This window comes from Pseudomonas protegens, assembly GCF_013407925.2.
Lineage (GTDB): Bacteria > Pseudomonadota > Gammaproteobacteria > Pseudomonadales > Pseudomonadaceae > Aquipseudomonas > Aquipseudomonas fluorescens_AP.
This window is the reverse complement of sequence record NZ_CP060201.1, coordinates 3,031,246-3,054,432: the sequence shown is the minus strand read 5'-3', so window position 1 is coordinate 3,054,432 and position 23,187 is coordinate 3,031,246. Positions and strand designations below refer to the sequence as shown.

Sequence of the window (23,187 nt, the reverse complement as noted above, 5' to 3'; positions counted from 1 at the left end):
TCCAATAATGAAAAACCCTTATGCTCCGGGCTTCTGGTGTGCGCTCTGCGCCCTGGTGCTGCTCTCTGCCACCTACTTCTACGGCATCATGCTGGCCCACCAGATCGACAAGGCCCTGGTGTTCCTCGACAGCGCCAGCGCGCTGATCGCCGTGATGGCCATCGGCGTGGTGGCCTGGGCCTCCTTCCAGGGCCAGAAAATCAAGAAAAGACAGCTCGAACAGAGCAAGACCCTGGTGGTGATCTGGGACACCAAGGTGGCCCTGCGCCGGGTCGAAACCGTATTCGACCGCTACTTCTGGGGCAGTTACTGGCAACCGGGGCGGACCTTCGCCGAAGTCATGGGCGAGCTGACCGGCACCCCGCTGGAAAAGAGCCTGGAGGCCCTGAAGAAACAGTGCATGTTGCTCGACAAGCAAGCCGACGACGGCCACCACTGGTTGAGCAATGCCCGGGAGCTGTCGGACGTCGCCACCGCCATGGCCCGCGAGCGCTACCAACTGGACTTCTGCGACCCCCGGGGCGAGTCCCGGGGCAACAGTGCGGTGATCGATCGCGACTTCGAAGTGCTGGTCTACACCTGGAGCGCCCGCCTCAAGAGCTTCGATCATCAACTCGATGCCTTGGAACTCGAATACTCCTGAGCCTCAAGCCTCAAGCCGCACGCTGCCTCCAGTGTGCGGCTTGGCGCTTGAGGCTTGCCGCTGTTTCTCTTTTGTTGGGCTCGCGCGGGCCGCCAGTGGTAATCTGCGCCGGTTTTACGCGGAGTCGAGCCGCGACCCTTCATGGGTTCAGGGAAGACCAGCACACCTTCAAACAACGGATATTGATCGGGTCAGACATGAATAAATCAGCAGGCGTACTGTTAGGAATCGTCGTCGCAGTAGGTGCCATCAGTGCCGGCGGCGCCTGGTACACCGGCACCAAGCTGGAAGGGGTCCTGCAGCAGCAGGTGATCGAAAGCAACAAGGAACTGCAAGCGGCGCTGATCGGCTATGACGCCACCGCCACTCTGGAGCTGGTGTCCCTGGAGCGTGGCGTGTTCAGCAGCAATGCCCGCTACCGCCTCAAGGGCCAGGGTGAAGTGTTCCGCGGCGATCTGGAGCTGCTGATTGCCGATCACATCGAGCACGGTCCGCTGCCTTTCTCGCGCCTGATCCGCCTCAAGTGGCTGCCAGTCATGGCTGCCAGCCATTACGAACTGGAAAAGAGCCCGCAGACCGACAAATGGTTTGCCGCCACCAAGGGCGCGGCCCCCTTCAAGGGCGTGGTCAACGTTGGCTACGACCTGTCCGCCGAAGGCACCCTGGATTTCGCACCGGTGGAGCTGGCCCTGGATGAGCAGAGCAGTCTCAAGTTCTCCGGCCTGAACTCCACTTTCAGCGTCAGCGACAACCGCCAGAAGGCCAAGGTTGATGGCTACATGGACAGCCTGAGCCTTTCGCTCAACTCGCCGGACAAAGCCCCGGGCAAGCTGGAAATCAACGGCCTGACCCTGGCCAGCAACCTGCAAAAGAGCAGCTTTGGCTACTACCTGGGGCAGAACACCCTGGAACTGACCGGCACCAAGGCCACCTTTGGTGACAAGCAGTCGGTGCTGACCCTGAAGAACTTCGAACAGAAGACCTTCAGCGAAGAAACCGGCAGCACCGTGGCCGGGCGTGCGGACTACCGGGTCGGCGAGATCACCTTCGACGGCAAGGCCGTGGGTTCGGCGGAAATGCTCTGGAGCATGAAGAACCTCGACAGCCAGGGCATGCTCGATCTGCTCCAGATCTACCAGACCGTACTGCAGCCGTATCAGCAGGCGGCCACCGCGGCCACTGCCGAGGGCGAGCCGGCGCCGGAGCTGCAAATGAGCGAAGCTCAAGAGGTCAAGGTGCGTGCCGCGGTGAACAAGGTCCTGGAGGCCAAGCCGCAGATCGCCCTGGAAAGCCTGGCATTCAAGACCGCCGGTGGCGAAAGCCGCTTCAGCCTGAGCCTGGACCTGGCCAAGCCGCAGAGCCTGGAACTGCCGCCGGCCGAGCTGGGCAAGCAACTGATCAGCCAGCTGGACGCCAAGCTGTCGCTGTCCAAGCCGATGCTGGCGGATGTCGCCGCCTTGCAGGCCCAGGCCGAAGGCCAGACCGATGCCAAGCAGATTGCCGAGCAGAGCGCCGCCACCGCGGAAATGCTCAGCGCCATGGCCCTGGCCACTCAACTGGCCAAGCTGGAAGGTAATAACGTGGTGTCGGCGTTGCACTACGCCAACAACGAAGTGAATTTCAACGGCCAGAAGATGAGCGTTGAACAGTTCGTGGGCTTTGTCATGAGCAAAATGGGCGGCGCTGGCGCCCTGCAATAAGTCCATCAAGGGGCGCTTTGCCCGCCCCTGACCCCTTCAACGCCCGGTGCTGTGTGACACAGCCCGGGCGTTGTGCTGTCTGCCGCCCATGGCTGCGCCGGACCAACGCCGACTGCGTCTGACGCGGTGTCTGCGCAGCTCTTGAAAACCGATTCTGAATAAAGATGGCGTTTCAAATTCTCGACTACCCTTCGTGGAAGAATGTCCCGGAAAGCTTTGCCGGGTCATGTGTTGCCGCTACCTGACGTCCGCAAGGGCGAGGGGTCGGGCAGAGCTCCGGCTTGCTATGTAAGGATGCTGACGAAATGCCACGTACTGCTCATCCCGCCCGCCATTGTGGTCTGCGCCCGCTTTTGGGGCTGGCGCTGTGCAGCCAACTGCTCTGGTCCGGGGGGGCCTGGGCCGATGCCGCCTATGATCAGTTGATCATCCAGGCCCGGGCCGGCAGTTATGCCCCGGCACTCAACCACCTGCGGCAGGTGCCGGACAGTGCCTTGAACAATGGGCTGGTCAGTGATCATTTGCAGATCGCCAGCTGGGCCGGGCTCGACGCCGAGGTGGTGCAGGTCTATGAAACCCAGGGGCGCAACCGCGCGCTGGCGCTGCAGGCGCTGACGGCCACGGCCCGGGCCTATCGCAACCTCAAGCAGTTTGATAACGCCACCCGGCTCTATCGCCAGGCCCTGGAGCGCGAGCCGCAGAATGCCGACTTGCAACTGGGCCTGGCCCTGACCCAGGCCGATGCCGGCCAACCGGCGGAGGCGGTGGCCCGGGCCCGGGCTCTGGTGGCGGCCAAGCCCGATGATTCCTCGCGGCGTCTGGCGCTGGGCTACGCACTGACCCGGGCCAATCAGCCCTACGATGCCCTGGCCGAGTACGACCAGGCCTTTGTGCGCGCCGGCGACAAGCCCGAGGTCCAGCGTGAATACATCTACGCCCTGCAACGGGCGCGCCTGCCGGAGCCGGCCCTGCGCCTGGCCCAACAGCATCCGGGGCTGATCGATCCGCTCATTCAGCGGCGGATCCAGGCCGACCTGGCGGCCGAACGGGTGCGCCTGTCGGAGTTGGCCAGCCGTGGTGAAAAGGAGCGGTTCGTGGTGGCCGACCGCGCCCTGGCCGACTACGACGCGCTGTTTGCCGCCTGGGGCAAGGACCCCCAGGCCCAAGACGAGCTGAACCGTTGGCGCATCGACCGGCTGGGGGCGCTCAAGTCCCGGGCGCGCACCGCGGAGGTGATCAGCGAATATGAGCAGCTCAGCGCGGCCGGTGTGGCCATTCCCCCGTATGCCCTGCGCTGGGTGGCGGCTTCCTACCTCGACCAGCGCCAGCCGGAAATGGCCGCTGACCTGTACCGACGCGTCCTGTCGGCCCCGGATGGCGATGCCGCGTACCGTCTGGAAGACACCACCGCCCTGTATTACGCGCTGCTGGAAAGCGAACAGCCGGAGCAAGCGCTGAAACTCGCCAATGACCTGGCCGACAGCACGCCACGGCGGATTCAACTCACCGGCCAAACCGTGGGCGACCCCAACGACGACTGGGTCGATGCGCAACTGCTGGCGGCCCAAGCCGGTGTGGCCGGCGCTTCAGGGGCGGACCTGCCGGGCACCGAGCAACGGCTGGAGGCCCTGGCCGAGCAGGCTCCGGGCAATATCAGCGTGCGCCTGGCCCAGGCCGACCTGTATCGGGTGCGCGACTGGCCGCGGCGGTCGGAAAACCTGCTCAAGGAAACCGAAAGCGTGGCCCCCCGGGATGTCAGCCTGGAAGTGTCCCAGGCACACACCGCCCTGGATCTGCAGGAATGGCGGCAACTGGATGCCCTGACCGACGATGTGCTCGAGCGCTTTCCGGAAAGCCGCCAGGTGCAGCGCCTGGCCCGTGAGCGCGAAGTGCATGACATGGCCGAGTTGCGCGTCTCGACCTACGGCGGCAAGAGCTACGGCGGCGGTAGCAGCGGTGCCGGCGCAGTGGCCGGGAGCCGGGATTTCGGCATCGAAAGCCGGCTTTATACGCCGCCGATTGCTGAGGACTGGCGCCTGTTCGGCGGGGTCGGCTACGCCATGGGCGACTTCCCCGAAGGCATCGGCCACCACCGCTGGCAGGTCCTGGGGGTGGAGCGGCGCACCCGCGACATGACCCTGGAAGCCGAAGTTTCCAACCATTCCTACGGCTACGGCGACAAGACCGGTGCCCGGGTGTCCCTGGCCCGCGACATCGACGATCACTGGCAATACGGCGGCAGCCTCGATTACCTCTCGGCCAACACCCCGCTGCGGGCGCTGAACAGTGACATCAGCGCCAATGGCGGCAGCGCCTTCCTGCGCTGGCGGGCCAATGAAAGCCGGGAATGGAAACTGTCCCTCAGCCCGTCGCATTTCAGCGACGGCAACAACCGTTTCGAGGCGCTGCTCACCGGTCGTGAAGGGGTCTACCGCTCACCCAAGGTGCAGGTCGACCTCGGCCTGGAAGTGGGCGCCAGCCACAACACCCTGCAAGACACGCCCTACTTCAACCCCGAGGCGGATCTCAGCGTGCTGCCCACGGTTACCGTCAACCACGTGCTCTATCACCGTTATCAAACCTCCTGGAGCCAGCAGTTCCAGGCCGGTGCCGGGACTTACAGCGAGCGCGGCTATTCCACCGGCGCGGTGGGGTTGCTCAGCTACGGCCAGCGCTACAGCTGGAATGACGTGTTCGATATCGCCGGGGTCTTGAGCGTGATCAACCGACCCTACGACGGCAATCGGGAAACCGATCTGCGTCTGGCGGTCGACCTTACCTATCGTTTCTAGAGACGAGCGTGATGATGCGCCTGATCAACCGTTGCATCCTCCTGCTGGGCGTCCTGGTGCTCAGCGCCTGCTCCCAGCCCGCGGCGGAATTTGTCGCCCCGGGGCAGCGACCGCTGCCTCATAGCGAGGCGCCGTGGCCGAAAAACCACGTGCTGGGCATTGCCTACCACGACATCGAGGATCGCGACCCGGACCAGCGGGTGGTGGCGGTACGCACCGAGCGGATGATCGAGCAACTGGCCTGGCTGCGGGAGAACGGCTACCGGCCGGTGACCGTGGACCAGATCCTGGCGGCGCGCAAAGGCGGGCCGGAGCTGCCGGCCAAGGCCATCCTGCTGACCTTCGACGACGGTTATTCGAGCTTCTACACCCGCGTGCTCCCGGTGCTGCGCAGCTATCGCTGGCCCGCGGTACTGGCGCCGGTGGGCGTGTGGATCGATACCCCGGCCAATCAGCCGGTGGATTTCGCCGGCGAGCTGCGGCCCCGTTCGCAGTTCCTGACCTGGGCCCAGGTGCGCGAGATCTCGCGCTCCGGGCTGGTGGAAATTGCCGCCCATACCGACCACAGCCACCTGGGCATTCTCGCCAACCCCCAGGGCAACCTGCAGCCGGCGGCGGCCACCCGACGCTATGACGCCGCCGCCGGTCGCTATGAAAGCGAGGCGGATTTCCAGGCGCGGATGCGCCAGGACGTGACCAACATCTCGGACAAGATCCTGGCCGTGGCCGGTTATCGCCCGCGGATCTGGGTCTGGCCCTATGGCACCGCCGACGGCTCGACCCTGCAAGTGGTCGACAGCCAGGGCTTCAAGATGGCCCTGACCCTGGACGACGGCCTGGACACCCTCGACAACCTGATGAGCAGCCCGCGCTTCCTGGTGGTTTCCGACCCGGACGGCATGCACTTCTCCAACAGCATCGTCGGCACCGAGGCCAGCGCCCCGATGCGCGTGGCGCACGTGGACCTGGACAATGTCTACGACCCGGACCCCAAGCAGCAGGAGATCAACCTCGGCAAGCTGGTGCAGCGCATGGCCGACCTGGGGGTCAATACCGTGTTCCTCCAGGCGTTCGCCGACCCCAAGGGCGACGGCCTGGTGCAGTCGCTGTACTTCCCCAACCGGCATCTGCCGATGCGCGCCGACCTGTTCGATCGGGTCGCCTGGCAATTGCGGACCCGGGCCCACGTCAAGGTCTACGCCTGGATGCCGGTGCTCAGCTTTGCCCTGGATGCCCGCCTGCCCCGCGTCACGCGCTGGGACCCGGCCACCGGCCAGAGCGCAATCGATCCGAAACAGTATCAGCGCCTTTCGCCCTTCGACCCGCAGGTACGGCGCCTGATCGGTGATCTGTACGAGGACGTGGCGCGCATGACCTCGGTGGACGGCATTCTGTTCCACGACGACGCCGTGCTTTCGGACTTCGAAGACGCCAGCCCCGAGGCCTTGCGCGCCTATGCCGCCCAGGGGCTGCCGGATTCCATTGCCGGCCTGCGCAACGATCCGGCGACCCTGCAGCGCTGGACTCGTTTCAAGAGCCGCTACCTGATCGACTTCACCCATGAGCTGAGCGCCAAGGTCCGGGCGATCCGCGGGCCCCAGGTGCAGACCGCGCGCAATCTGTTTGCCGAACCGATCATCAACCCGCAGAGCGAAGCCTGGTTCGCCCAGAACCTCGACGACTTCCTGGTCAACTACGACTGGACCGCGCCCATGGCCATGCCGTTGATGGAAGGGCAGAGCCTGAAGCATTCCGGGCCCTGGCTGGAGGCCCTGGTGGATCAGGTGCGGGCCCGTCCCGGCGCCCTGCAGCGCACGGTATTCGAGCTCCAGGCCCGGGACTGGAAGCACAAGCCCGCCCAAGACCTGTCCGCACAGCAACTGGCCGACTGGATGGGCCGGCTCAAGCGCCAAGGGGCGACCCACTTCGGTTATTACCCGGACAATTTCCTTGAGAACTCACCGGACCTGAAAACCCTGCGGCCCGCGCTCTCCAACAAATGGAGCCCCTGAATCATGATGGATCGTATGCTCGCCCTGGTGGTGCTGGCGCTGGTGCTCGGGGTGCCCCTGGGGCTGATCTTCCTGGTGACCGGCGAATTCCTCATGGACTTCGTCTTCTATTACCCGCTGTTCATGTCGGCGCTGTGGATCGCCGGCGGCCTGTATTTCTGGCTGCACTGGGAGCGCCACTGGCCCTGGTCCGATGACACGTTGCCGCCGCCCTTGGCCGGTGAGCCGCTGATCAGCATCCTCATCCCCTGCTACAACGAAGGGGACAACGTCGCCGACACCCTGCACGCGGCGCTGGCTCAGCAGTATCCGAACATCGAAGTGATCGCCATCAACGATGGTTCCAAGGACAACACTGCCCAGGTGCTCGACGCGATCGCGGCCCAGGACCCGCGCCTGCGGGTGCTGCACCTGGCGCAGAACCAGGGCAAGGCCGTGGCCCTGCGCATGGGCGCGGTGGCGGCGCGCAGCGAGTACCTGGTGTGCATCGATGGCGACGCGTTGCTGGCGCCCAACACCGCGGCCTACCTGGTGGCGCCGATGCTGGACAACCCGCGCCTGGGCGCGGTCACCGGCAACCCGCGGATCCGCACCCGCTCGACCCTGGTGGGCCGGGTCCAGGTCGGCGAATTCTCCTCGATCATCGGCCTGATCAAGCGCACCCAGCGGGTGTTCGGCAAAGTCTTCACCGTCTCCGGAGTGATCGTCGCCTTTCGCCGCACGGCCTTGCACCGGGTGGGCTACTGGAGCCCGGACATGATCACCGAAGACATCGACATCAGCTGGAAGCTGCAACTGGACCACTGGTACGTGTTCTACGAGCCCCGGGCATTGTGCTGGATCCTCATGCCGGAAACCGTGCGCGGTTTGTGGAAGCAACGGCTGCGCTGGGCCCAGGGCGGCGCCGAGGTGCTGTTCAAGAACATCCGTGGCATCTGGGAATGGCGCCACCGCTACCTGTGGACCCTGCTGTTCGACTACTGCCTGTCCACCGGCTGGGCCTTCACGTTCCTGCTGTCGGTGATCTTCTGGGGGCTGGGCAAGTTCATCGTCATGCCCGAGGCCATCGCGGTGCACTCCATTGTGCCGCCGGCCTTTACCGGCCTGGTGCTGGCGATGGTGTGCCTGGCCCAGTTCGCGGTCAGCATCCTGATCGACCGGCGTTACGAGAAAGACCTGTGGAAGACCATGTTCTGGGTGGTCTGGTACCCGTTGGTGTTCTGGTTCATCAGCCTGCTCACCACCCTGGTGAGTTTCCCCAAGGTGCTGTTTGGCGAGCATCAGAAACGGGCGCGTTGGGTGAGTCCGGACCGTGGAATCAAGCCCATCGATGACGAAAAGGAGGCGCGCTGATGAAGATCATTCGAACCCGCCAGCGACCGTTCATGGTGGTCGTCGACATTGTCCTCACCGTACTGGCCTGGGTCGGCCTGCTGTACCTGCTGATCCGCGGGCTCATACCCCTGCTGGACAGCCATGAGGGGCCGCGTTTTGAATCCGGCCTGCTCGGCGCCCTGACCACCTTGCAGTTCTACGCCTGGGTGGCAGTGCTCAATGCCCTGCTGCTGATTTCCTGGGCCCGTTATCGCCAGCGTCGCAACCGCAACTACCCGCCACGGCTGCCGGCGCCGGTGGTGGACGACAAGCGCTTGAGTGACAGCTTCAAGCTCAGCGACGAAACCTTCGCCCAGATGCGCCAGCCCGGGATCATGACCGTGCACAACGATGAAGAGGGCGGCATCACTCATGTCACCACGCAGTTCTACCGTATCCGCCCCGAGGATCAGCAGCACCCACCGTTGGTGGTGGAACCGCCGCCGCGGGTGATTCATCTGCATTCGGAGGAGAGGGAGAAGTAGCCAGAACCTTGTTCTGAATTCGATCTGGCAAACGTTGTGAAGGTGCGGCACGGGAGCCCGGCGCATAACCCAATGGTTGCTGGAGGGTTAGAGTCGCTCGACTGTGATGGGGTACTCCCGCTCCTGAGGAAGCCGGCTGTAAGCCTTCTCCAGGTCCCCATCCTCAATCAGTCGATGAATCTCGTGGGCCAGGGGCGTGACATCGGTGATGCGCTTGATCCACTGGTTCACGTACAACTGCACGGCCTCCTTGCTCAGGCCGATCTGGATCGCGCGGTGTTCCTGGGGCCGCAGGTACAGGTCGCGCTCCGGGTCCCACTGGACCCGCACCGGTGACTGGTCTTTCAACTTCAACCACTCTTCCTTGCTCATGGACTCGTCGGCATGGCTCAGGCAGCCGTTGGCCAGGGCCCATTCGAAGCCTTCGCGGCTGATGTCGATGGCCAGGATGCGGGTCTGTCCGGCGTCTTTGTAGCCCCAGCCGGCGCGGTACATCATCCACAGGAAAGACGGCTTTATCCAGGTCATGCGCTCCATCTTGAAGGGTGGGGAGACGAAGGTGCCGTGGGCCAGGGCGGCGTCGGCGATGCTGTCGGAGTAGGCCTGGTAGACGCGGATGGTGTCGGCGTCGTAGAGCGCGCGGATCTGGCGCTGGGGGAGTTCTGTTGCGGGTTTATGCATGGCATTTCCTTATGAAAAGCGGGCGGCCGGGAAGCCGCCCTGGGGTGTTTAGAGTTCGGCCTGCGGTTGCAAACATCGTGATGTCACATCCAGCAGATCACAGCCATCGCGCAGCAGGATGCTGCACACCAGGGTCAGTTCCTGCACAACCACCGGCTCGCTGCGCAGGGTCTCGGCGGCGAAGTGCTCCAGCAGTTGGGTCGCGGCGCGGATGCGAAAGGCTGCGGCGTCGTGCAGCACATCGATGGGCGCCTGGGTGTCGATCAGCAGGGAAGGAATCAGGCAGTCGTGGCCGGTTATCGGCATGTAGCGGTTCATTGGCACACCTCGTTTGATTGGTAGAAAGCTACCGTTCAATCATCGCCAAACGAATGGGTGGCAGCTGTACGCAGGTTGGCGAGCCGGAAACGAGAAACCGGCAGACCCGAAGGTCTCCCGCGCACAGCTGCCATGAAGCAGCGTTGCGGGTGCAAAAGAGCCTGCAAACAAGCAAACAGCTTTCGCATTCGTTATTCCGGTCGCCAAACCAGGTCGCCATCTGGGCGACGGCCGGACTATAAGCCGCGGGCTTGCGGCGGTGCAAGGCAAGTGTGGTGGCGTCTTTTCCGAGAACGTTGTAGGGCTTTTTCCGTACACATCCATCCCGCTTGCGACTGTATTTCCAGGTATTTACCCAGGGCGCTTTTGGCGAACGCTCGGCTAGTCTGTATGTACATTTGTAAATACGGAAATGCTCATGTACTTTGAATGGGACGAGGCCAAGAACCACGCCAACCTGCTCAAGCACGGCATCGATTTCAACGATGCCGTGCTGATGTTCCAGCGTCCGGTGCTGTCCTTGCGCGATGAGCGTCTGGACTACGGCGAAGAACGCTGGGTCAGCCTCGGTTGGATCAGGACCCTGGTGGGCGTGGTGGTCCATACCGAGCGGCGGGGTCAAGCGGTGCGCATTATCTCGGCGCGAAAAGCCACTAAACGGGAGGCTAAATACTATGTCCAACGGATTGAAAACTGACGGATCGAAAACGGATTGGGAGCGCCTGGCGAAAACCGATGACCAGGGCATCGATACTTCTGATATCCCCGAGCTGGATGACGATTTCTTTCGCCGCGCCGAGGTGCACCTGCCGGGCAAGAAGGCCGTGACCATTCGCCTGGACGCCGATGTGCTGGAGTGGTTCAAGGGCCAGGGCGCGGGTTACCAGACGCGGATCAACCAATTGCTGCGCCAGTACATGCAGGCCCACCGGGACTGAGGCCTGCGCATCATTTCAGGAGGCGGACGGGTGGCCCGCCGCTCTTTCCGGCCGGCCGTGGGGGGAGTCGCCATTGCGATGATTGTCTGAAATATTCATTTACAACTGCCCCTGTCCTCAAGCTCAATCTGCCCCGCGCCGTGCACGAAGCGGCGCGTCCTGTCGTGCAGGCTATAGTCTTCTGGCTCACCCCGATCTCATCCGCAAAAAGGTGCTTTCGTATGTCTCGCTTTGCCTCCCGCAATACTTGGCTGGCCGCTGGTGCCGTGCTGCTGTGCCTGCAGTTTCCCGTGCAGGCCCAGGAGCGTTTTACCCTGAACATTCCCGGGGTCTCGGATGACCGGCTGTTCACCACCGGCAATGCCAGCGATGCCAAGGGCTGTGGCGGGCACAACAATTCTCCGGCCTTGAGCTGGACCGCCGGGCCCGAGGGCACCTTGAGCTACGCCATCGTCATGCACGATCCGGACGGCGCCAAGGGCCAGGGCGTGGATCACTGGGTGCATTACGGGATCAAGCCGACCACCCGCCAGTTGCCGGCCGGCGCCGGCACCAAGCCGACCCTGGAAGGGCTGGCCGGGCTCAACAGCCGCAACGGCACGTTGTACATGGGGCCGTGCCCGCCGGTGGGCGATAGCGCCCATCACTACATCATCCAGATCTTTGCCCTGGACCTGGCGCCCGACGTGCTGCCCGCCGGGCTGACCCGCGCCCAGTTGCTGGAGAAGATCAACGGCCACGTGTTGCGCAACAGCAGCGTGGTGCGCCGCTATTCCCGCTAAGTAAAAATTTTCGCGGGCTTAACCCGAATCGCCCAGGGGCTTCGTCTGAAGGGGGGAATGGATCATTTCTTCCCGAGGTCAGCCCCCATGTCCCTTCCTCTGCATTTTCTTCGTCCGGCCGCCCAGGGTTTCGCCGCCGGCCTGCTGCTGGCGGTGGCCGGCTGCGGTGTGTCGTCCAAGCCTGAATCCGCCGCCGGGGCTTCGACTCAAGGCGCGTTGCAAGCCGCGCCCGAAGTACGGTACGAGGTGCAGCGTGCCAATGTCGCCATGGCCAAGCGCGTTGCCTATCCCGTGGGGTTGTCGGCGCCGAGGCCGGCACCCATCGCCGCCCGTGATTCGATCAGCGCCGACGTCGACACCGGCGCCTATGCCAATGTCCGCCGTCTGCTCAACCAGGGCAGCCTGCCGCCGCAAGGCGCGGTGCGCCTGGAAGAGCTGGTCAACTACTTCCCCTACGATTACGCCCTGCCCACGGACGGCTCGCCCTTCGGCGTGACCACCGAGCTGGCGCCCTCGCCGTGGAATCCCCATACCCGCTTGTTGCGCATCGGCATCAAGGCTTCGGACCGCGCGGTAGCAGAGTTGGCCCCGGCCAACCTGGTGTTCCTGGTGGACGTCTCCGGCTCCATGGACCGCCGCGAAGGCCTGCCCCTGGTGAAAAGCACCCTCAAGCTGCTGGTGGATCAACTGCGGGATCAGGATCGGGTGTCGCTGGTGGTCTACGCCGGTGAATCGCGAGTGGTGCTGGAGCCCACATCCGGACGCGAAAAGGCGAAGATTCGCACGGCCATCGACCAGCTCACCGCCGGCGGTTCCACGGCCGGCGCCTCGGGTATCCAGCTGGCCTATCAGATGGCCCAGCAGGGTTTTATCCACAAGGGCATCAACCGCATCCTGCTGGCCACCGACGGCGACTTCAACGTCGGCATCAGCGACTTCGACAGCCTCAAGGCCATGGCCGCCGAGAAGCGCAAGAGCGGTGTCTCCCTGACCACCCTGGGTTTTGGTGTGGATAACTACAACGAGCACCTGATGGAGCAACTGGCCGATGCCGGTGACGGCAACTACGCCTACATCGACAACCTGCGCGAAGCGCGCAAGGTGCTGGTGGACCAGCTCAGCTCGACCCTGGCGGTGGTGGCCAAGGACGTGAAGCTGCAAGTGGAGTTCAACCCGGCCCAGGTCAGCGAATACCGCCTGCTGGGTTATGAGAACCGCGCACTCAAGCGTGAAGACTTCAGCAACGACAAGGTCGACGCGGGGGAAATCGGTGCCGGGCATACGGTGACGGCCTTGTATGAAATCGTCCCGGCGGGCGAGAAGGGCTGGTTGGAGCCGCTGCGTTATACCCAGGCCAAGGCGCCGCAACAGACTGGCAAGCAGGGCGAGCTGGCGATGCTGCGGGTGCGCTACAAGGCGCCGGAGGGTGGCAGCAGTCGCCTGATCGAACGGCCGATCAGCGCGCAGCAGCCGGCTAAACTGGCCGAGGCCAGCCCGGACCTGCGCTTCGCCGCCGCGGTGGCGGCGTTTTCCCAGCAACTCAAGGACGGCCGCTACACCGGCAACTTCAGCCTGAGCGACACCGCCAAGCTGGCCCGCGGCGCCAAGGGCGAGGATCCTTACGGGCTGCGGGGCGAGTTCGTACAACTGGTGGAACTGGCGCAAAGCCTGCAAACTCAGGCGCCGAAAGCCCAGGTCGGGAATGCGCCCCAGACCGAGGCTCAGCCCGTGGACATGAGCCAGTTGCAGAGCCGCCTTGAATAGCCCCCTCACGAGCAGTGAACAGGAGTTCATCCGCCCCATGTCTGCTCCCCAAGTGTCCACCGATGCCAGCAGCGATGAAGCGCTGCTGGCGCGTTATCGCGCTGGAGATCCAGCGGCTTTCGAGGTGCTGTACCAGCGCCATCGCCAGGGTTTGTATGGTTTTGTGCTGGGCTTGTGCGGCAAGGCCGAGCTGGCGGAAGAGGTCTATCAGGACACCTGGCTCAGCCTGATCCGCAGCGCCAGCCAGCCCCAGGGCCGGGCCAGCTTTCGCACCTGGCTGTATCAGATTGCTCGCAACCGGCTGATCGACCACTGGCGCAAGCACGGCCAGCGCAACCCGTTGCACGATAGCTACGACGAACAACTGCACGGCGAAACCGACCAGGCTCCCGGTCCCGAACAGCAACTGTGCCTGTGCCGCGACCAGCAGCGTATCGAAGCCGCCTTGCAAGATTTGCCCGAAGACCAGCGCGAAGTGTTCCTGCTGCGGGCCCACGGCGACCTGGAACTGCCAGAAATCGCCAGCCTGACCCAGGCGCCGCTGGAAACGGTGAAAAGCCGTTTCCGTTATGCGCTGAAAAAATTGCGTCGGCTCCTGGCCGAGGAGGTACTCACATGACTGACGCCCGACAGACCCCGTCCCCTGAAGAGCAGATGCTGGCGCACATCCGCCAACACAGCGCCCAGCAACCACCGGCCCATCTGGATGCCCTGATCCTGGCCACTGCGCGCCGCGAAGCCCCTGCGCCGAAGCCGAACCTCTGGCAGCGCTGGATGCGCGCCTGCCAGCGGCCGCGCTATCAACTGGCCTTTGCCAGCCTGTTTGGCGTGGCTCTGGTCATCGGCTTGCTGCGGCCTTCCCCGGAGCACTATCCACAAGAGCAGGCCTTTGTCCCCGCGCCCGCTCCAGCCCCAGCTGCGCCCATGGCACGCCAGGCGGCGCCACATTCTGCGGAACTGGCCGGGGCCTTGAGTGCTGCCGAGCCCGCGGCCCCTTCGCCCATTGCTCCGGCGGCCCCTGTCGGCAGTTTTGCCGCGGTGCCGGAGATGCAAGCGTCCGCCGATGCCGCGCCACCGGCGATAGCCAAGCCCAGGGCCGAGTCGAGCAAGCTGGCCAAGCGCATGTCGGCCCCGGTCGAGCTGCGGACGATCAAACGGCTGGATGAGCAACTTCAGGCGGTCTTGCGCCTGTGGGAAGGCGGCCAGAGCCGCGAGGCGGCCGAGCTGCTGCTACAGCTGCATGAACAGTATCCAAAGGAGGATCTGGACGCGCGCCTGCAAGCCTTGCGTCGTCAATAAAGCGCGGGGGTTGGCTGTCGTCGGGGAAAGCGCGCACTATCTGCGCAGTTTCCAGAAAGTGAGAGGCCGGTCATGGCACCCCGCATCGACCGTATAGCGGCAATGTTGAACTGCCCGATCAAGGGCGAGGATATCCGTCAGGCCATCAAGGAAAGTCGCAAGGACTTTGGCCAGGAAGAGGCTGAAGAGTGCGCCGACCCCGAGGCGCAGGACGAAGCCGAGCCAGCGCAGCCGGACGCCGAAGCCGCCGAGGATGAATAACTCAGGCGGCCGCCGGGTTCAGCTGTAGGGCAAGGCCGGCAGGTCGATGAACTCGGTGCAGGCTCCGTCCGCGGTCATGCGCCGGGCCCGTTCCGGCAGCAGCCGGGCGTGATTTTCCACCTGCCAGCGATACCAGCTCAAACGCTGGACGATGCGCCGCCGGCAAGGCTCCGGCAATTGCGCAAGCAGATCGATGCTCTCGGGCGCCCAGTGGGTCCGGGTCGAGTAGTAACAGAACAGGTTTTCCCGCAGGCCGAAGCAATCCTCGATGGTTTCCACAACGCTGTAGACATAGAGCTCGAAGGCGCTGCTCAGTTGCTCTGCGCCATCGGCGTGGTCCCGCAGGTAAGCGAAGATCCCCGGCCAGTTGATGCAGTACAGGTGCTCGTCCCAATCGCCGTCCCGGGTCAGGTACTGGCCCTGGCCACGAAAGAACTGGGGCATTTCCTGACGCTCCAGGGCCACTTCAAAGTTGCTTTTCATCGTTTATTCCTTCGACGTCGGCGATGCTCACGGACAGCGCCACGCATTCGATCACGCAGTCGAAGCCGATTTCCAGACGCAGGTGATAACCGGGGTTGAGGCGGGTGAGTTGGGTACGCATGCGCCCGTCGAAGCGCGTACCGCTGACCGCCAGTTCGCTGATGCCCTGCACCTTGAGCAGCAGGCGGCAGTGGGTCGGGGCCTGGCTCGCCGGCCAGGTGCAAGGCACCGACAGCCGTCCCAGATTGCCGGCCAGCTGCAGGCTCAGTTGCTCGCCTTGAAACACCGGGCCCGGGGTATTGAAGTCGTAGGGCGTGGCCGCTTCATTGAAGACCGCTCTCCAGGCTTGGCTGTTGTCGATGTTGAACAGCCAGTCGCGGGTGCCCCGATCCCGCTCCGGGATCGCCCGGCACTCTGCCAGTGAGGGTAACTGCGCGCGGGTCAGATCTTCGTGCCATAGCTCCCGGGCCGCGATCAGCAGGCGCTGGAAGAAGTCCCGGCTGTCGTCGATCACCGCTGGCCAGCCGCTGGGCCATTGATCGTATTCGTCGTCCTCCTCGACCGGCTCCCAGACACTGTCGAAAGCGTAGTCCGGGTCGTCCAGGGCCGCTTGCAGGACCTGCACCAGCCGTTGCCGATGACGGAAATTCTGCTGGGGGTAATCGCGCCTCAGAGCGTAGTGGCGGATCAGGTATTCGCGGTCTTCGGGGTGGTTGGGGTTGAAGCGGCTCAGTTCCGCATCCCGCTCAGGGGGCATGTCATAGCCGGTGAAACAGCTGATCCAATCACGGAGTTCTGGCTCGAAGGGCTGGTTGCACAACGGATGGCACAGCATGGGGACCTCCTGTCCGGGGGCATGGAATGTAGCAAGTTGCGCCTTGTCGGGACAGCCACCCGGCGTCGTTCGGGTTCCGGTTGTCGATGATGGCTGCCGCCGGAAACCTTGAAGCCCGCAAACAAAAAAGCCCCAGGCCATCAGACCTGGGGCTTTTTCGCTAAAGATGGCGCACTCGGCGGGATTCGAACCCACGACCCCTGCCTTCGGAGGGCAGTACTCTATCCAGCTGAGCTACGAGTGCAGTGCGGGCGACATCATACCTATGTCGACTCGGGGCGTCCACGCCGGTTTTCATTGGCGTGCGGTTGCACGTCTCCACCCGAGGCAACCCGGGCCGTAGCGGCAGTTTTTCCCGCTGCATCGGCCGTTCGGCCCAGCGCAACCTGCAGCCATATCCGTGCGGTCACGGGGCACAGGGAGGTGCGGGAGATGAACTGTTCGATGCAAGAGGGCCTGCCGACAGCGCTGGCGGATCATCTGTTCGAGGCCAGCTGGAAGGCGGTGCTGCCCGGGTTGCAGCGTCGCGCCCGGCAGTTGGCGAGGGGTAACGCCGATGGCGCTCAGGAGTGGCTGGCGGCCACGGCGATCAAGGCGCTGCTGTTCTTTCGTCGTTCGCCGCAGCGCATTCGCGATCCCCAGGGCTTTCTGTTTCTGGTGCTGGATCATGTGTTTGTCGACAGCTGTCGGCGGCGGGCGCGGGAGCAGCGTCTGTTCGTGGATTTCGCCGATTTCGAGGACGATCCGCTGCAGCAGCTGGAGGCGCCGCAGATGTCGGTGCTGGAGCAGGTGGAGCTGCTGGAAACCCTGGCCCTGCTCAGTCGGCGGGTGGCGCAATTGCCGCTTAAAAAACGCCGCTTGTTTGAACTAAAGTTTGTCGACGACCTGCCCTACCCGAACATTGCCGCCGAGCTGGGGATGAACCAGCCCCTGGCGCGCAAGCACGTGCAGTTGTTGCGCGAGGCCCTGCGTTGAGGGCGTGGCAGGATTCACAGCGGGTGCGCCGCAACGTTCTTGTTCAGTGAGCCTGTTTTCGACGCTGTAGCCGGTGCCACCGCCTCCTGCGGTGGGCCATTCCATCTAAGGAGAGATGTATGCCCGATCCAATGGTCAATTCGCAGATCACCGATGCCGTGACCCAGACCAACGTCAAGGTGGTGGCCGAGGCTCCAGCCCAGGCCATCGCCTCGTTGTATCAGGTGGCCAGCCACTCGGCCGGCTTGTCGTTGCAGAATGCGGTCAACAGCCAGCAGGCGCTGAATCAGATCTCCAACGCGGTGGTGTCCAAGGCCGTGGCGTTGATCATGGCGATCGGCGAGTAGGGCTGACAGCCCGGGAGAATCGTCATGGCATGGTTCAAGAAGAAAACCCCACCCGCGGCTGCGGCCGATGACACCGCGAGCGCGGCGGCCGGCCCCGGTCCGGAGACGGAAGCGGCCAAGCCTCGCGAGGCCGGGTCGACCGGCACCAATGGAGCGGCCGACCCTGCGCCTTCAGCGCCGCCCGCCGCCGTGCAACCTTCGGTGATGGAGACGATGAACGCGCAGTTGCTCAAGCAGGCCGGCACCCCCAGCACCGACAGCACCGATGCGCTCAACAGCCAGATCGTCCAGGCGGTGCAGTTCACCAATGCCCAGACCTTCAGCTATGCCCCGGCGCAGATCGCCGCGGCGCCGGACATGATGATCAGCCAGGCCGCCGGCCTGGTGGCGCAGTCGGCGGCGGGGTATTTCGACGGGGTCAGCAAGCTGGCCCTGGCGGCGCAGTCGGTGCTGCTCAAGCAGATGACCGAGAACATCGTCAAAGAGAACGTGAAAGGCGCCGCCGAGGATGCCCTGGGCGCCCTGGTCACGGATCTGCTGGTGGGTGCCGCCGCGGCCGTTGCGGCGGCGGCCGGTGCCATGGAAGCCGATGCGGCGGGCATGGCCATCGACAAGATCGACGCCAGCATCGCCAAGTACAGCGACGTTCTGGCCAATCGATCCTCGTCTTCCTGAACCTGACCCTCGGGCGCGCGAGGCGCCCGGGGCCGTCGTGCAAGAGGCGCCGGCGTTCGTCGGCCGCTCTGTCCACCCCAGGCGTTGAAGTTCGACGGACCCGGCGCCCAGCCCTTCGACGCCATTGATCAATAAAGGAGCAAGCAATGGCGAATGAAGAGCAAACCCCGATGGCGACGATACTTCTCTTTGCCGAGAAGTATCTGAATCGCCCATTGACCCAGCATGAGCGCCAGTTACTGCAGGCGTTTGCCCAGGACAAGCCGCTGGACATGTCCAAGTCCGCGCAACAGAGCGTTGATCTGGCGCGGCGGCGGGCCACCGAGTTGATAGAGGCCGATCAACAGCACGCTCGCAAGATCATCGAGCAGTTGTCGGGGGCCAGTGCTGGCAAGGCTGATTCCCAGGCGCACGAGCTGGTGCTGCGTCAGCTGCTGGCGGCGGCCGAGGGCCAGGCCGCTGCCGCTACTGCCGCGCCGACGGGCGCAGCGGAACCGGCCGCGACGCCGAGTGCGGACAACGCCGCGGCCGCGACAGCCACTTCCGCCCCAGCCCCTGCCGACGATCCCGCCCTCAAGGCGATGATCAGCGCCCTGGTGCAGCAGGAGGTAAAAGCCGCCGTCGAGGCGCGCATGGCCGAGCTGTCGCAGAAAGTCGAGGACACCCTCAAGCAGGTGCTCGCCGCTGCCGGGCAATGAACCCCTCCTGAAATAAGCCTGCGGTTCCAGGCCTCGCGGTTCACAGCAAAACGGCTGCCACGTTCACTCAAAGACACGGAATGCTCCGTGTGCCTAACAAAGGAAGTTGAGCCATGCCACTTGTAAACGAACAAATCACCGATGCCGTCACCCAGACCAACGTCAAAGTCGTCGCCGAAGCGCCGGCCATGGCGATGGGCACCATCTACCAATCCATGGCCCAGGCCACCGCGATCCTGTTCCAGAACTCGGTGTCGGCGCAGCAGCAGCAAAACACCCTGGCCCAGGCCGCGACCAACCAGGGCGTGATGCAGATCTACAGCGTCGACACCACCGCCGGCGCCGCGGCCACCGAGAAGGTTGCCCAGGGCGGCGTATCCGACAACCTCACCAGCCTGCTGACGGTGCTCAAGTCCTTCCAGGGCTGAGTGGTTGAGCGTCTGGTTTCCCGTTGAACTTTCCTGCTGAAAAAATGGAGTTTTTATGAGCACAGTCAGTCCGCAAATCACCGATGCCGTGACCCAGACCAACGTCAAGGTGGTGGCCGAAGCACCGGCCATGGCGATGGGCACCGTCTACCAGTCCATGGGCCAGTCCGTGGCCATCCTGTTCCAGAACTCGGTGTCGGCGCAGCAACAGCAAAACACCCTGGCCCAGGCCGCGACCAACCAGGGCGTGATGCAGATCTACAGCGTCGACACCACCGCCGGTGCGTCGGCCACCGAGAAAGTCGCCCAGGGTGGTGTGGCCGACAACCTCACCAGCCTGCTGACGGTGCTCAAGTCGTTCAGCGGCTGACCCTTCTCCAGGCATCATGCCAACACCCCCGCGGTCTGCAGGCCCCGGGGGCGTTGTCTTTTGCCCGGCGGCATGGGAGGTTGGGGCGGATTTTTTACCGCTAGGCGCCTTTACGTTCTTTTTTTCGAACAGCCTATTGTCCTTTACCCCTGTTGACCCTAGGATTCGTTTGAGATTTCAAACGCTCTTGCCTGGGTGCCCAAGCGCACGTCTATCCTTGTGTGCGACATTTTCGTGCTTTTACCCAGTGAACGATTTTCCTGACGGCAGCTTTGTCCCGGCTTTCGGACGCGCCAGCGCGGTCCGTGTCTGACAGGGCGCCTTTTTTACAATCACAATTCGCCCCGCGTATGCGCGGTGCTGTTAAGGAAGCCGACATGCAGCTCAAAGACGCCCAGTTGTTCCGCCAGCAAGCCTTCATCGATGGAGCTTGGGTCGACGCGGACAACGGCCAGACGATCAAGGTCAACAACCCCGCGACCGGTGAAATCCTCGGCACCGTACCCAAGATGGGCGCCGCCGAAACCCGCCGCGCCATCGAAGCCGCCGACAAGGCCCTGCCGGCCTGGCGTGCCCTGACCGCCAAGGAGCGCGCCACCAAGCTGCGCCGCTGGTATGAACTGCTGATCGAAAACCAGGACGACCTGGGCCGCCTGATGACCCTGGAGCAGGGCAAGCCGCTGGCCGAAGCCAAGGGCGAAATCGCCTACGCCGCCTCCTTCATCGAATGGTTCGCCGAAGAAGCCAAGCGCATCTACGGTGACGTGATCCCCGGCCACCAGCCGGACAAGCGCCTGATCGTGATCAAGCAGCCGATCGGCGTGACCGCGGCCATCACCCCGTGGAACTTCCCGGCGGCGATGATCACCCGTAAAGCCGGCCCGGCCCTGGCCGCCGGTTGCACCATGGTCATCAAGCCGGCGTCGCAAACCCCGTTCTCGGCCCTGGCCCTGGTGGAACTGGCGCACCGTGCCGGCATCCCGAAAGGCGTGCTGAGCGTGGTCACCGGCAGCGCCGGCGACATCGGCGGCGAGCTGACCAGCAACCCGATCGTGCGCAAGCTGTCGTTCACCGGCTCCACCGAAATCGGTCGCCAGCTGATGGCCGAATGCGCCAAGGACATCAAGAAAGTCTCCCTGGAACTGGGCGGCAACGCGCCGTTCATCGTGTTCGACGACGCCGACCTGGATAAGGCCGTCGAAGGCGCGATCATTTCCAAGTACCGCAACAACGGCCAGACCTGCGTCTGCGCCAACCGCCTGTACATTCAGGATTCGGTGTACGACGCCTTCGCCGAGAAATTGAAGGCGGCGGTAGCCAAGCTGAAGATCGGCAACGGTCTGGAAGAAGGCACCACCACTGGCCCGCTGATCGACGAAAAGGCCGTGGCCAAGGTCCAGGAGCACATCGCCGACGCCCTGAAAAAAGGCGCGACCCTGCTGGCCGGCGGCAAGTCCATGGAAGGCAACTTCTTCGAGCCGACCATCCTGGTCAACGTGCCCAAAGACGCGGCCGTGGCCAAGGAAGAAACCTTTGGCCCGCTGGCGCCGTTGTTCCGCTTCAAAGACGAAGCCGAAGTCATCGCCATGTCCAACGACACCGAGTTCGGCCTGGCCTCGTACTTCTATGCCCGTGACCTGGGCCGTGTGTTCCGTGTGGCCGAGGCCCTGGAATACGGCATGGTCGGGGTCAACACCGGCCTGATCTCCAACGAAGTGGCGCCGTTCGGCGGCATCAAGGCCTCGGGCCTGGGCCGTGAAGGTTCCAAGTACGGGATCGAGGATTACCTGGAAATCAAATACCTCTGCCTGGGTATCTGATCCGGTTTCAAGCGCCGGGGGCACGAGAGCGCTGTCCCCCTGCGCCGCTTTAAAAAACGCACTTTTCAAGGTGGCCCGGGAAGGCTCCGACAGTCGATCAACGCATGCTGTCGCAGCCGCTTCCCCGCCCCGCAACCCTTGAATCACACCGCTGTCGCAGCGGTGAATGAGGACACTATGAGCAAGACCAACGCATCCTTGATGAAACGCCGTGAAGCCGCTGTACCGCGCGGTGTGGGCCAGATTCACCCGATCTTCGCCGACAGCGCGAAGAACGCCACCGTCACCGACGTTGAAGGCCGCGAGTTCATCGACTTCGCCGGCGGTATCGCGGTACTGAACACCGGTCACGTGCACCCGAAAATCATCGCCGCAGTGACCGAGCAGCTGAACAAGCTGACCCACACTTGCTTCCAGGTTCTGGCCTACGAGCCTTACGTGGAACTGTGCGAGAAGATCAACGCCAAGGTTCCGGGCGACTTCGCCAAGAAAACCCTGCTGGTGACCACCGGTTCCGAAGCCGTGGAAAACGCCGTGAAGATCGCCCGTGCCGCCACTGGCCGCGCCGGCGTGATCGCCTTCACCGGCGCCTACCACGGGCGCACCATGATGACCCTGGGCCTGACCGGCAAAGTCGTGCCTTACTCGGCCGGCATGGGCCTGATGCCAGGCGGCATCTTCCGCGCGCTGTACCCCAACGAACTGCATGGCGTGAGCATCGACGACTCCATCGCCAGCATCGAGCGCATCTTCAAGAACGACGCCGAGCCTCGTGATATCGCTGCCATCATCATCGAGCCAGTGCAGGGCGAAGGCGGCTTCTACGTCGCGCCCAAAGAGTTCATGAAGCGCCTGCGCGCCCTGTGCGACCAGCACGGCATCCTGCTGATCGCCGACGAAGTGCAGACCGGCGCTGGCCGTACCGGCACCTTCTTCGCCATGGAACAGATGGGCGTTGCCGCCGACCTGACCACCTTCGCCAAATCCATCGCTGGCGGCTTCCCGCTGGCCGGTGTCTGCGGCAAGGCCGAATACATGGACGCCATCGCTCCAGGCGGCCTGGGCGGCACCTATGCCGGTAGCCCGATCGCCTGTGCCGCCGCTCTGGCGGTGATGGAAGTGTTCGAGGAAGAGCACCTGCTGGATCGCTGCAAGGCAGTGGGCGAGCGTCTGGTGACCGGCCTCAAGGCCATCCAGGCCAAGTACCCGGTGATCGGCGAAGTGCGTGCCCTGGGCGCGATGATCGCGGTGGAACTGTTCGAAAACGGCGACAGCCACAAGCCGAACGCCGCTGCCGTGGCCCAGGTCGTGGCCAAGGCTCGCGACAAGGGGCTGATCCTGCTGTCCTGCGGCACTTACGGCAACGTCCTGCGGGTGCTGGTGCCGCTGACCTCGCCAGACGAGCAGCTGGATAAAGGCCTGGCCATCATGGAAGAGTGCTTCGCTGAGCTCTGAGTGATTGCTGCTGTGACCTGATCGACAAAAAAACCCGCTTCGGCGGGTTTTT

The 23,187-nt window shown here is 64.0% G+C and carries 25 protein-coding genes and 1 tRNA gene; 21 read left to right on the top strand and 5 right to left on the bottom strand.

From position 1 onward, the window contains the following. Positions 1 to 7 precede the first annotated feature (7 nt). From GGI48_RS14110 to pgaD, 6 genes are all read left to right on the top strand, one after another. Positions 8 to 643, top strand: coding sequence for a hypothetical protein (locus GGI48_RS14110; protein ID WP_016966109.1), 636 nt, complete (start codon positions 8 to 10; stop codon positions 641 to 643). 197 nt (positions 644 to 840) lie between these two features. Then, complete coding sequence (locus GGI48_RS14105; protein WP_016966108.1) at positions 841 to 2,343, top strand: YdgA family protein; 1,503 nt, start codon at positions 841 to 843, stop codon at positions 2,341 to 2,343. 305 nt (positions 2,344 to 2,648) lie between these two features. Then, complete coding sequence (gene pgaA / locus GGI48_RS14100) at positions 2,649 to 5,135, top strand: poly-beta-1,6 N-acetyl-D-glucosamine export porin PgaA (RefSeq protein ID WP_179598828.1); 2,487 nt, start codon at positions 2,649 to 2,651, stop codon at positions 5,133 to 5,135. Between the two features lie 14 nt (positions 5,136 to 5,149). Beyond that, the gene (gene pgaB, locus GGI48_RS14095) at positions 5,150 to 7,147 is read left to right on the top strand and encodes a poly-beta-1,6-N-acetyl-D-glucosamine N-deacetylase PgaB (protein ID WP_179598826.1); all 1,998 of its coding nucleotides are present in this window, start codon (positions 5,150 to 5,152) and stop codon (positions 7,145 to 7,147) included. 3 nt (positions 7,148 to 7,150) lie between these two features. Next, positions 7,151 to 8,500 carry a poly-beta-1,6-N-acetyl-D-glucosamine synthase gene (gene pgaC / locus GGI48_RS14090; RefSeq protein ID WP_047300800.1) on the top strand — a complete coding sequence of 450 codons (1,350 nt, stop codon included), beginning with the start codon at positions 7,151 to 7,153 and terminating at the stop codon, positions 8,498 to 8,500. Further along, positions 8,500 to 9,006, top strand: coding sequence for a poly-beta-1,6-N-acetyl-D-glucosamine biosynthesis protein PgaD (pgaD, locus tag GGI48_RS14085; RefSeq protein ID WP_179598824.1), 507 nt, complete (start codon positions 8,500 to 8,502; stop codon positions 9,004 to 9,006). Before pgaC ends, pgaD begins: the two co-directional genes overlap by 1 nt. Before the next feature lie 87 nt (positions 9,007 to 9,093). Here pgaD and GGI48_RS14080 read toward each other — a convergent pair whose 3' ends face one another. Together GGI48_RS14080 and GGI48_RS14075 are read right to left on the bottom strand one after the other, a co-directional pair. Continuing rightward, positions 9,094 to 9,687, bottom strand: a complete 594-nt coding sequence (locus GGI48_RS14080; protein WP_179598822.1) for a DUF4291 domain-containing protein — start codon at positions 9,685 to 9,687, stop codon at positions 9,094 to 9,096. Between the two features lie 48 nt (positions 9,688 to 9,735). After that, positions 9,736 to 10,005, bottom strand: a complete 270-nt coding sequence (locus tag GGI48_RS14075; RefSeq protein WP_179598820.1) for a hypothetical protein — start codon at positions 10,003 to 10,005, stop codon at positions 9,736 to 9,738. A gap of 418 nt (positions 10,006 to 10,423) precedes the next feature. On the opposite strand from GGI48_RS14075, the gene GGI48_RS14070 reads away from it, so the two are divergent. The 7 genes from GGI48_RS14070 to GGI48_RS14040 all read left to right on the top strand — a co-directional run bounded on the left by GGI48_RS14070 (position 10,424) and on the right by GGI48_RS14040 (position 15,049). Further along, on the top strand, positions 10,424 to 10,702 hold the full coding sequence (locus tag GGI48_RS14070) for a BrnT family toxin (protein WP_016966294.1): 279 nt from the start codon (positions 10,424 to 10,426) through the stop codon (positions 10,700 to 10,702). After that, positions 10,680 to 10,943, top strand: a complete 264-nt coding sequence (locus GGI48_RS14065; protein WP_179598818.1) for a BrnA antitoxin family protein — start codon at positions 10,680 to 10,682, stop codon at positions 10,941 to 10,943. The genes GGI48_RS14070 and GGI48_RS14065 overlap by 23 nt, the downstream gene beginning before the upstream one ends. 221 nt (positions 10,944 to 11,164) lie before the next feature. Next, positions 11,165 to 11,725 (top strand): YbhB/YbcL family Raf kinase inhibitor-like protein, encoded by a 561-nt coding sequence (locus tag GGI48_RS14060; protein ID WP_016966296.1) that lies wholly within the window; start codon positions 11,165 to 11,167, stop codon positions 11,723 to 11,725. 87 nt (positions 11,726 to 11,812) lie between these two features. Continuing rightward, on the top strand, positions 11,813 to 13,489 hold the full coding sequence (locus tag GGI48_RS14055; RefSeq protein WP_179598816.1) for a VWA domain-containing protein: 1,677 nt from the start codon (positions 11,813 to 11,815) through the stop codon (positions 13,487 to 13,489). 37 nt (positions 13,490 to 13,526) lie between these two features. Further along, positions 13,527 to 14,108 (top strand): RNA polymerase sigma factor, encoded by a 582-nt coding sequence (locus tag GGI48_RS14050; RefSeq protein WP_179598814.1) that lies wholly within the window; start codon positions 13,527 to 13,529, stop codon positions 14,106 to 14,108. Further along, complete coding sequence (locus GGI48_RS14045) at positions 14,105 to 14,788, top strand: hypothetical protein (protein ID WP_179598812.1); 684 nt, start codon at positions 14,105 to 14,107, stop codon at positions 14,786 to 14,788. The genes GGI48_RS14050 and GGI48_RS14045 overlap by 4 nt, the downstream gene beginning before the upstream one ends. Before the next feature lie 72 nt (positions 14,789 to 14,860). Continuing rightward, positions 14,861 to 15,049, top strand: a complete 189-nt coding sequence (locus GGI48_RS14040; RefSeq protein WP_179598810.1) for a hypothetical protein — start codon at positions 14,861 to 14,863, stop codon at positions 15,047 to 15,049. An 18-nt stretch (positions 15,050 to 15,067) separates the two neighbouring features. Here GGI48_RS14040 and GGI48_RS14035 read toward each other — a convergent pair whose 3' ends face one another. The 3 genes from GGI48_RS14035 to GGI48_RS14025 all read right to left on the bottom strand — a co-directional run bounded on the left by GGI48_RS14035 (position 15,068) and on the right by GGI48_RS14025 (position 16,611). Further along, positions 15,068 to 15,532 carry a hypothetical protein gene (locus GGI48_RS14035; protein WP_179598808.1) on the bottom strand — a complete coding sequence of 155 codons (465 nt, stop codon included), beginning with the start codon at positions 15,530 to 15,532 and terminating at the stop codon, positions 15,068 to 15,070. Next, positions 15,516 to 16,367, bottom strand: coding sequence for a hypothetical protein (locus GGI48_RS14030; protein WP_179598806.1), 852 nt, complete (start codon positions 16,365 to 16,367; stop codon positions 15,516 to 15,518). Before GGI48_RS14030 ends, GGI48_RS14035 begins: the two co-directional genes overlap by 17 nt. A gap of 167 nt (positions 16,368 to 16,534) precedes the next feature. Beyond that, positions 16,535 to 16,611 (bottom strand) — tRNA-Arg (locus GGI48_RS14025). 188 nt (positions 16,612 to 16,799) lie between these two features. On the opposite strand from GGI48_RS14025, the gene GGI48_RS14020 reads away from it, so the two are divergent. The 8 genes from GGI48_RS14020 to gabT all read left to right on the top strand — a co-directional run bounded on the left by GGI48_RS14020 (position 16,800) and on the right by gabT (position 23,135). Continuing rightward, on the top strand, positions 16,800 to 17,342 hold the full coding sequence (locus GGI48_RS14020; RefSeq protein ID WP_080962978.1) for an RNA polymerase sigma factor: 543 nt from the start codon (positions 16,800 to 16,802) through the stop codon (positions 17,340 to 17,342). Between the two features lie 119 nt (positions 17,343 to 17,461). Continuing rightward, the gene (locus tag GGI48_RS14015; protein ID WP_011058560.1) at positions 17,462 to 17,689 is read left to right on the top strand and encodes a RebB family R body protein; all 228 of its coding nucleotides are present in this window, start codon (positions 17,462 to 17,464) and stop codon (positions 17,687 to 17,689) included. 24 nt (positions 17,690 to 17,713) lie between these two features. Further along, positions 17,714 to 18,364: a hypothetical protein gene (locus GGI48_RS14010; RefSeq protein WP_179598804.1), complete on the top strand. Its 651-nt coding sequence runs from the start codon at positions 17,714 to 17,716 to the stop codon at positions 18,362 to 18,364. 170 nt (positions 18,365 to 18,534) lie between these two features. Then, the gene (locus GGI48_RS14005; RefSeq protein ID WP_260620657.1) at positions 18,535 to 19,062 is read left to right on the top strand and encodes a hypothetical protein; all 528 of its coding nucleotides are present in this window, start codon (positions 18,535 to 18,537) and stop codon (positions 19,060 to 19,062) included. Between the two features lie 113 nt (positions 19,063 to 19,175). Beyond that, positions 19,176 to 19,490 carry a RebB family R body protein gene (locus tag GGI48_RS14000; RefSeq protein ID WP_025128569.1) on the top strand — a complete coding sequence of 105 codons (315 nt, stop codon included), beginning with the start codon at positions 19,176 to 19,178 and terminating at the stop codon, positions 19,488 to 19,490. Between the two features lie 55 nt (positions 19,491 to 19,545). Next, the gene (locus GGI48_RS13995; protein WP_047300842.1) at positions 19,546 to 19,860 is read left to right on the top strand and encodes a RebB family R body protein; all 315 of its coding nucleotides are present in this window, start codon (positions 19,546 to 19,548) and stop codon (positions 19,858 to 19,860) included. A gap of 377 nt (positions 19,861 to 20,237) precedes the next feature. After that, positions 20,238 to 21,680 (top strand): NADP-dependent succinate-semialdehyde dehydrogenase, encoded by a 1,443-nt coding sequence (gene gabD, locus GGI48_RS13990; RefSeq protein ID WP_011058565.1) that lies wholly within the window; start codon positions 20,238 to 20,240, stop codon positions 21,678 to 21,680. Positions 21,681 to 21,857: 177 nt separating this feature from the next. Further along, positions 21,858 to 23,135, top strand: a complete 1,278-nt coding sequence (gene gabT, locus GGI48_RS13985) for a 4-aminobutyrate--2-oxoglutarate transaminase (protein ID WP_016965981.1) — start codon at positions 21,858 to 21,860, stop codon at positions 23,133 to 23,135. The last annotated feature ends 52 nt before the right edge of the window (positions 23,136 to 23,187 follow it).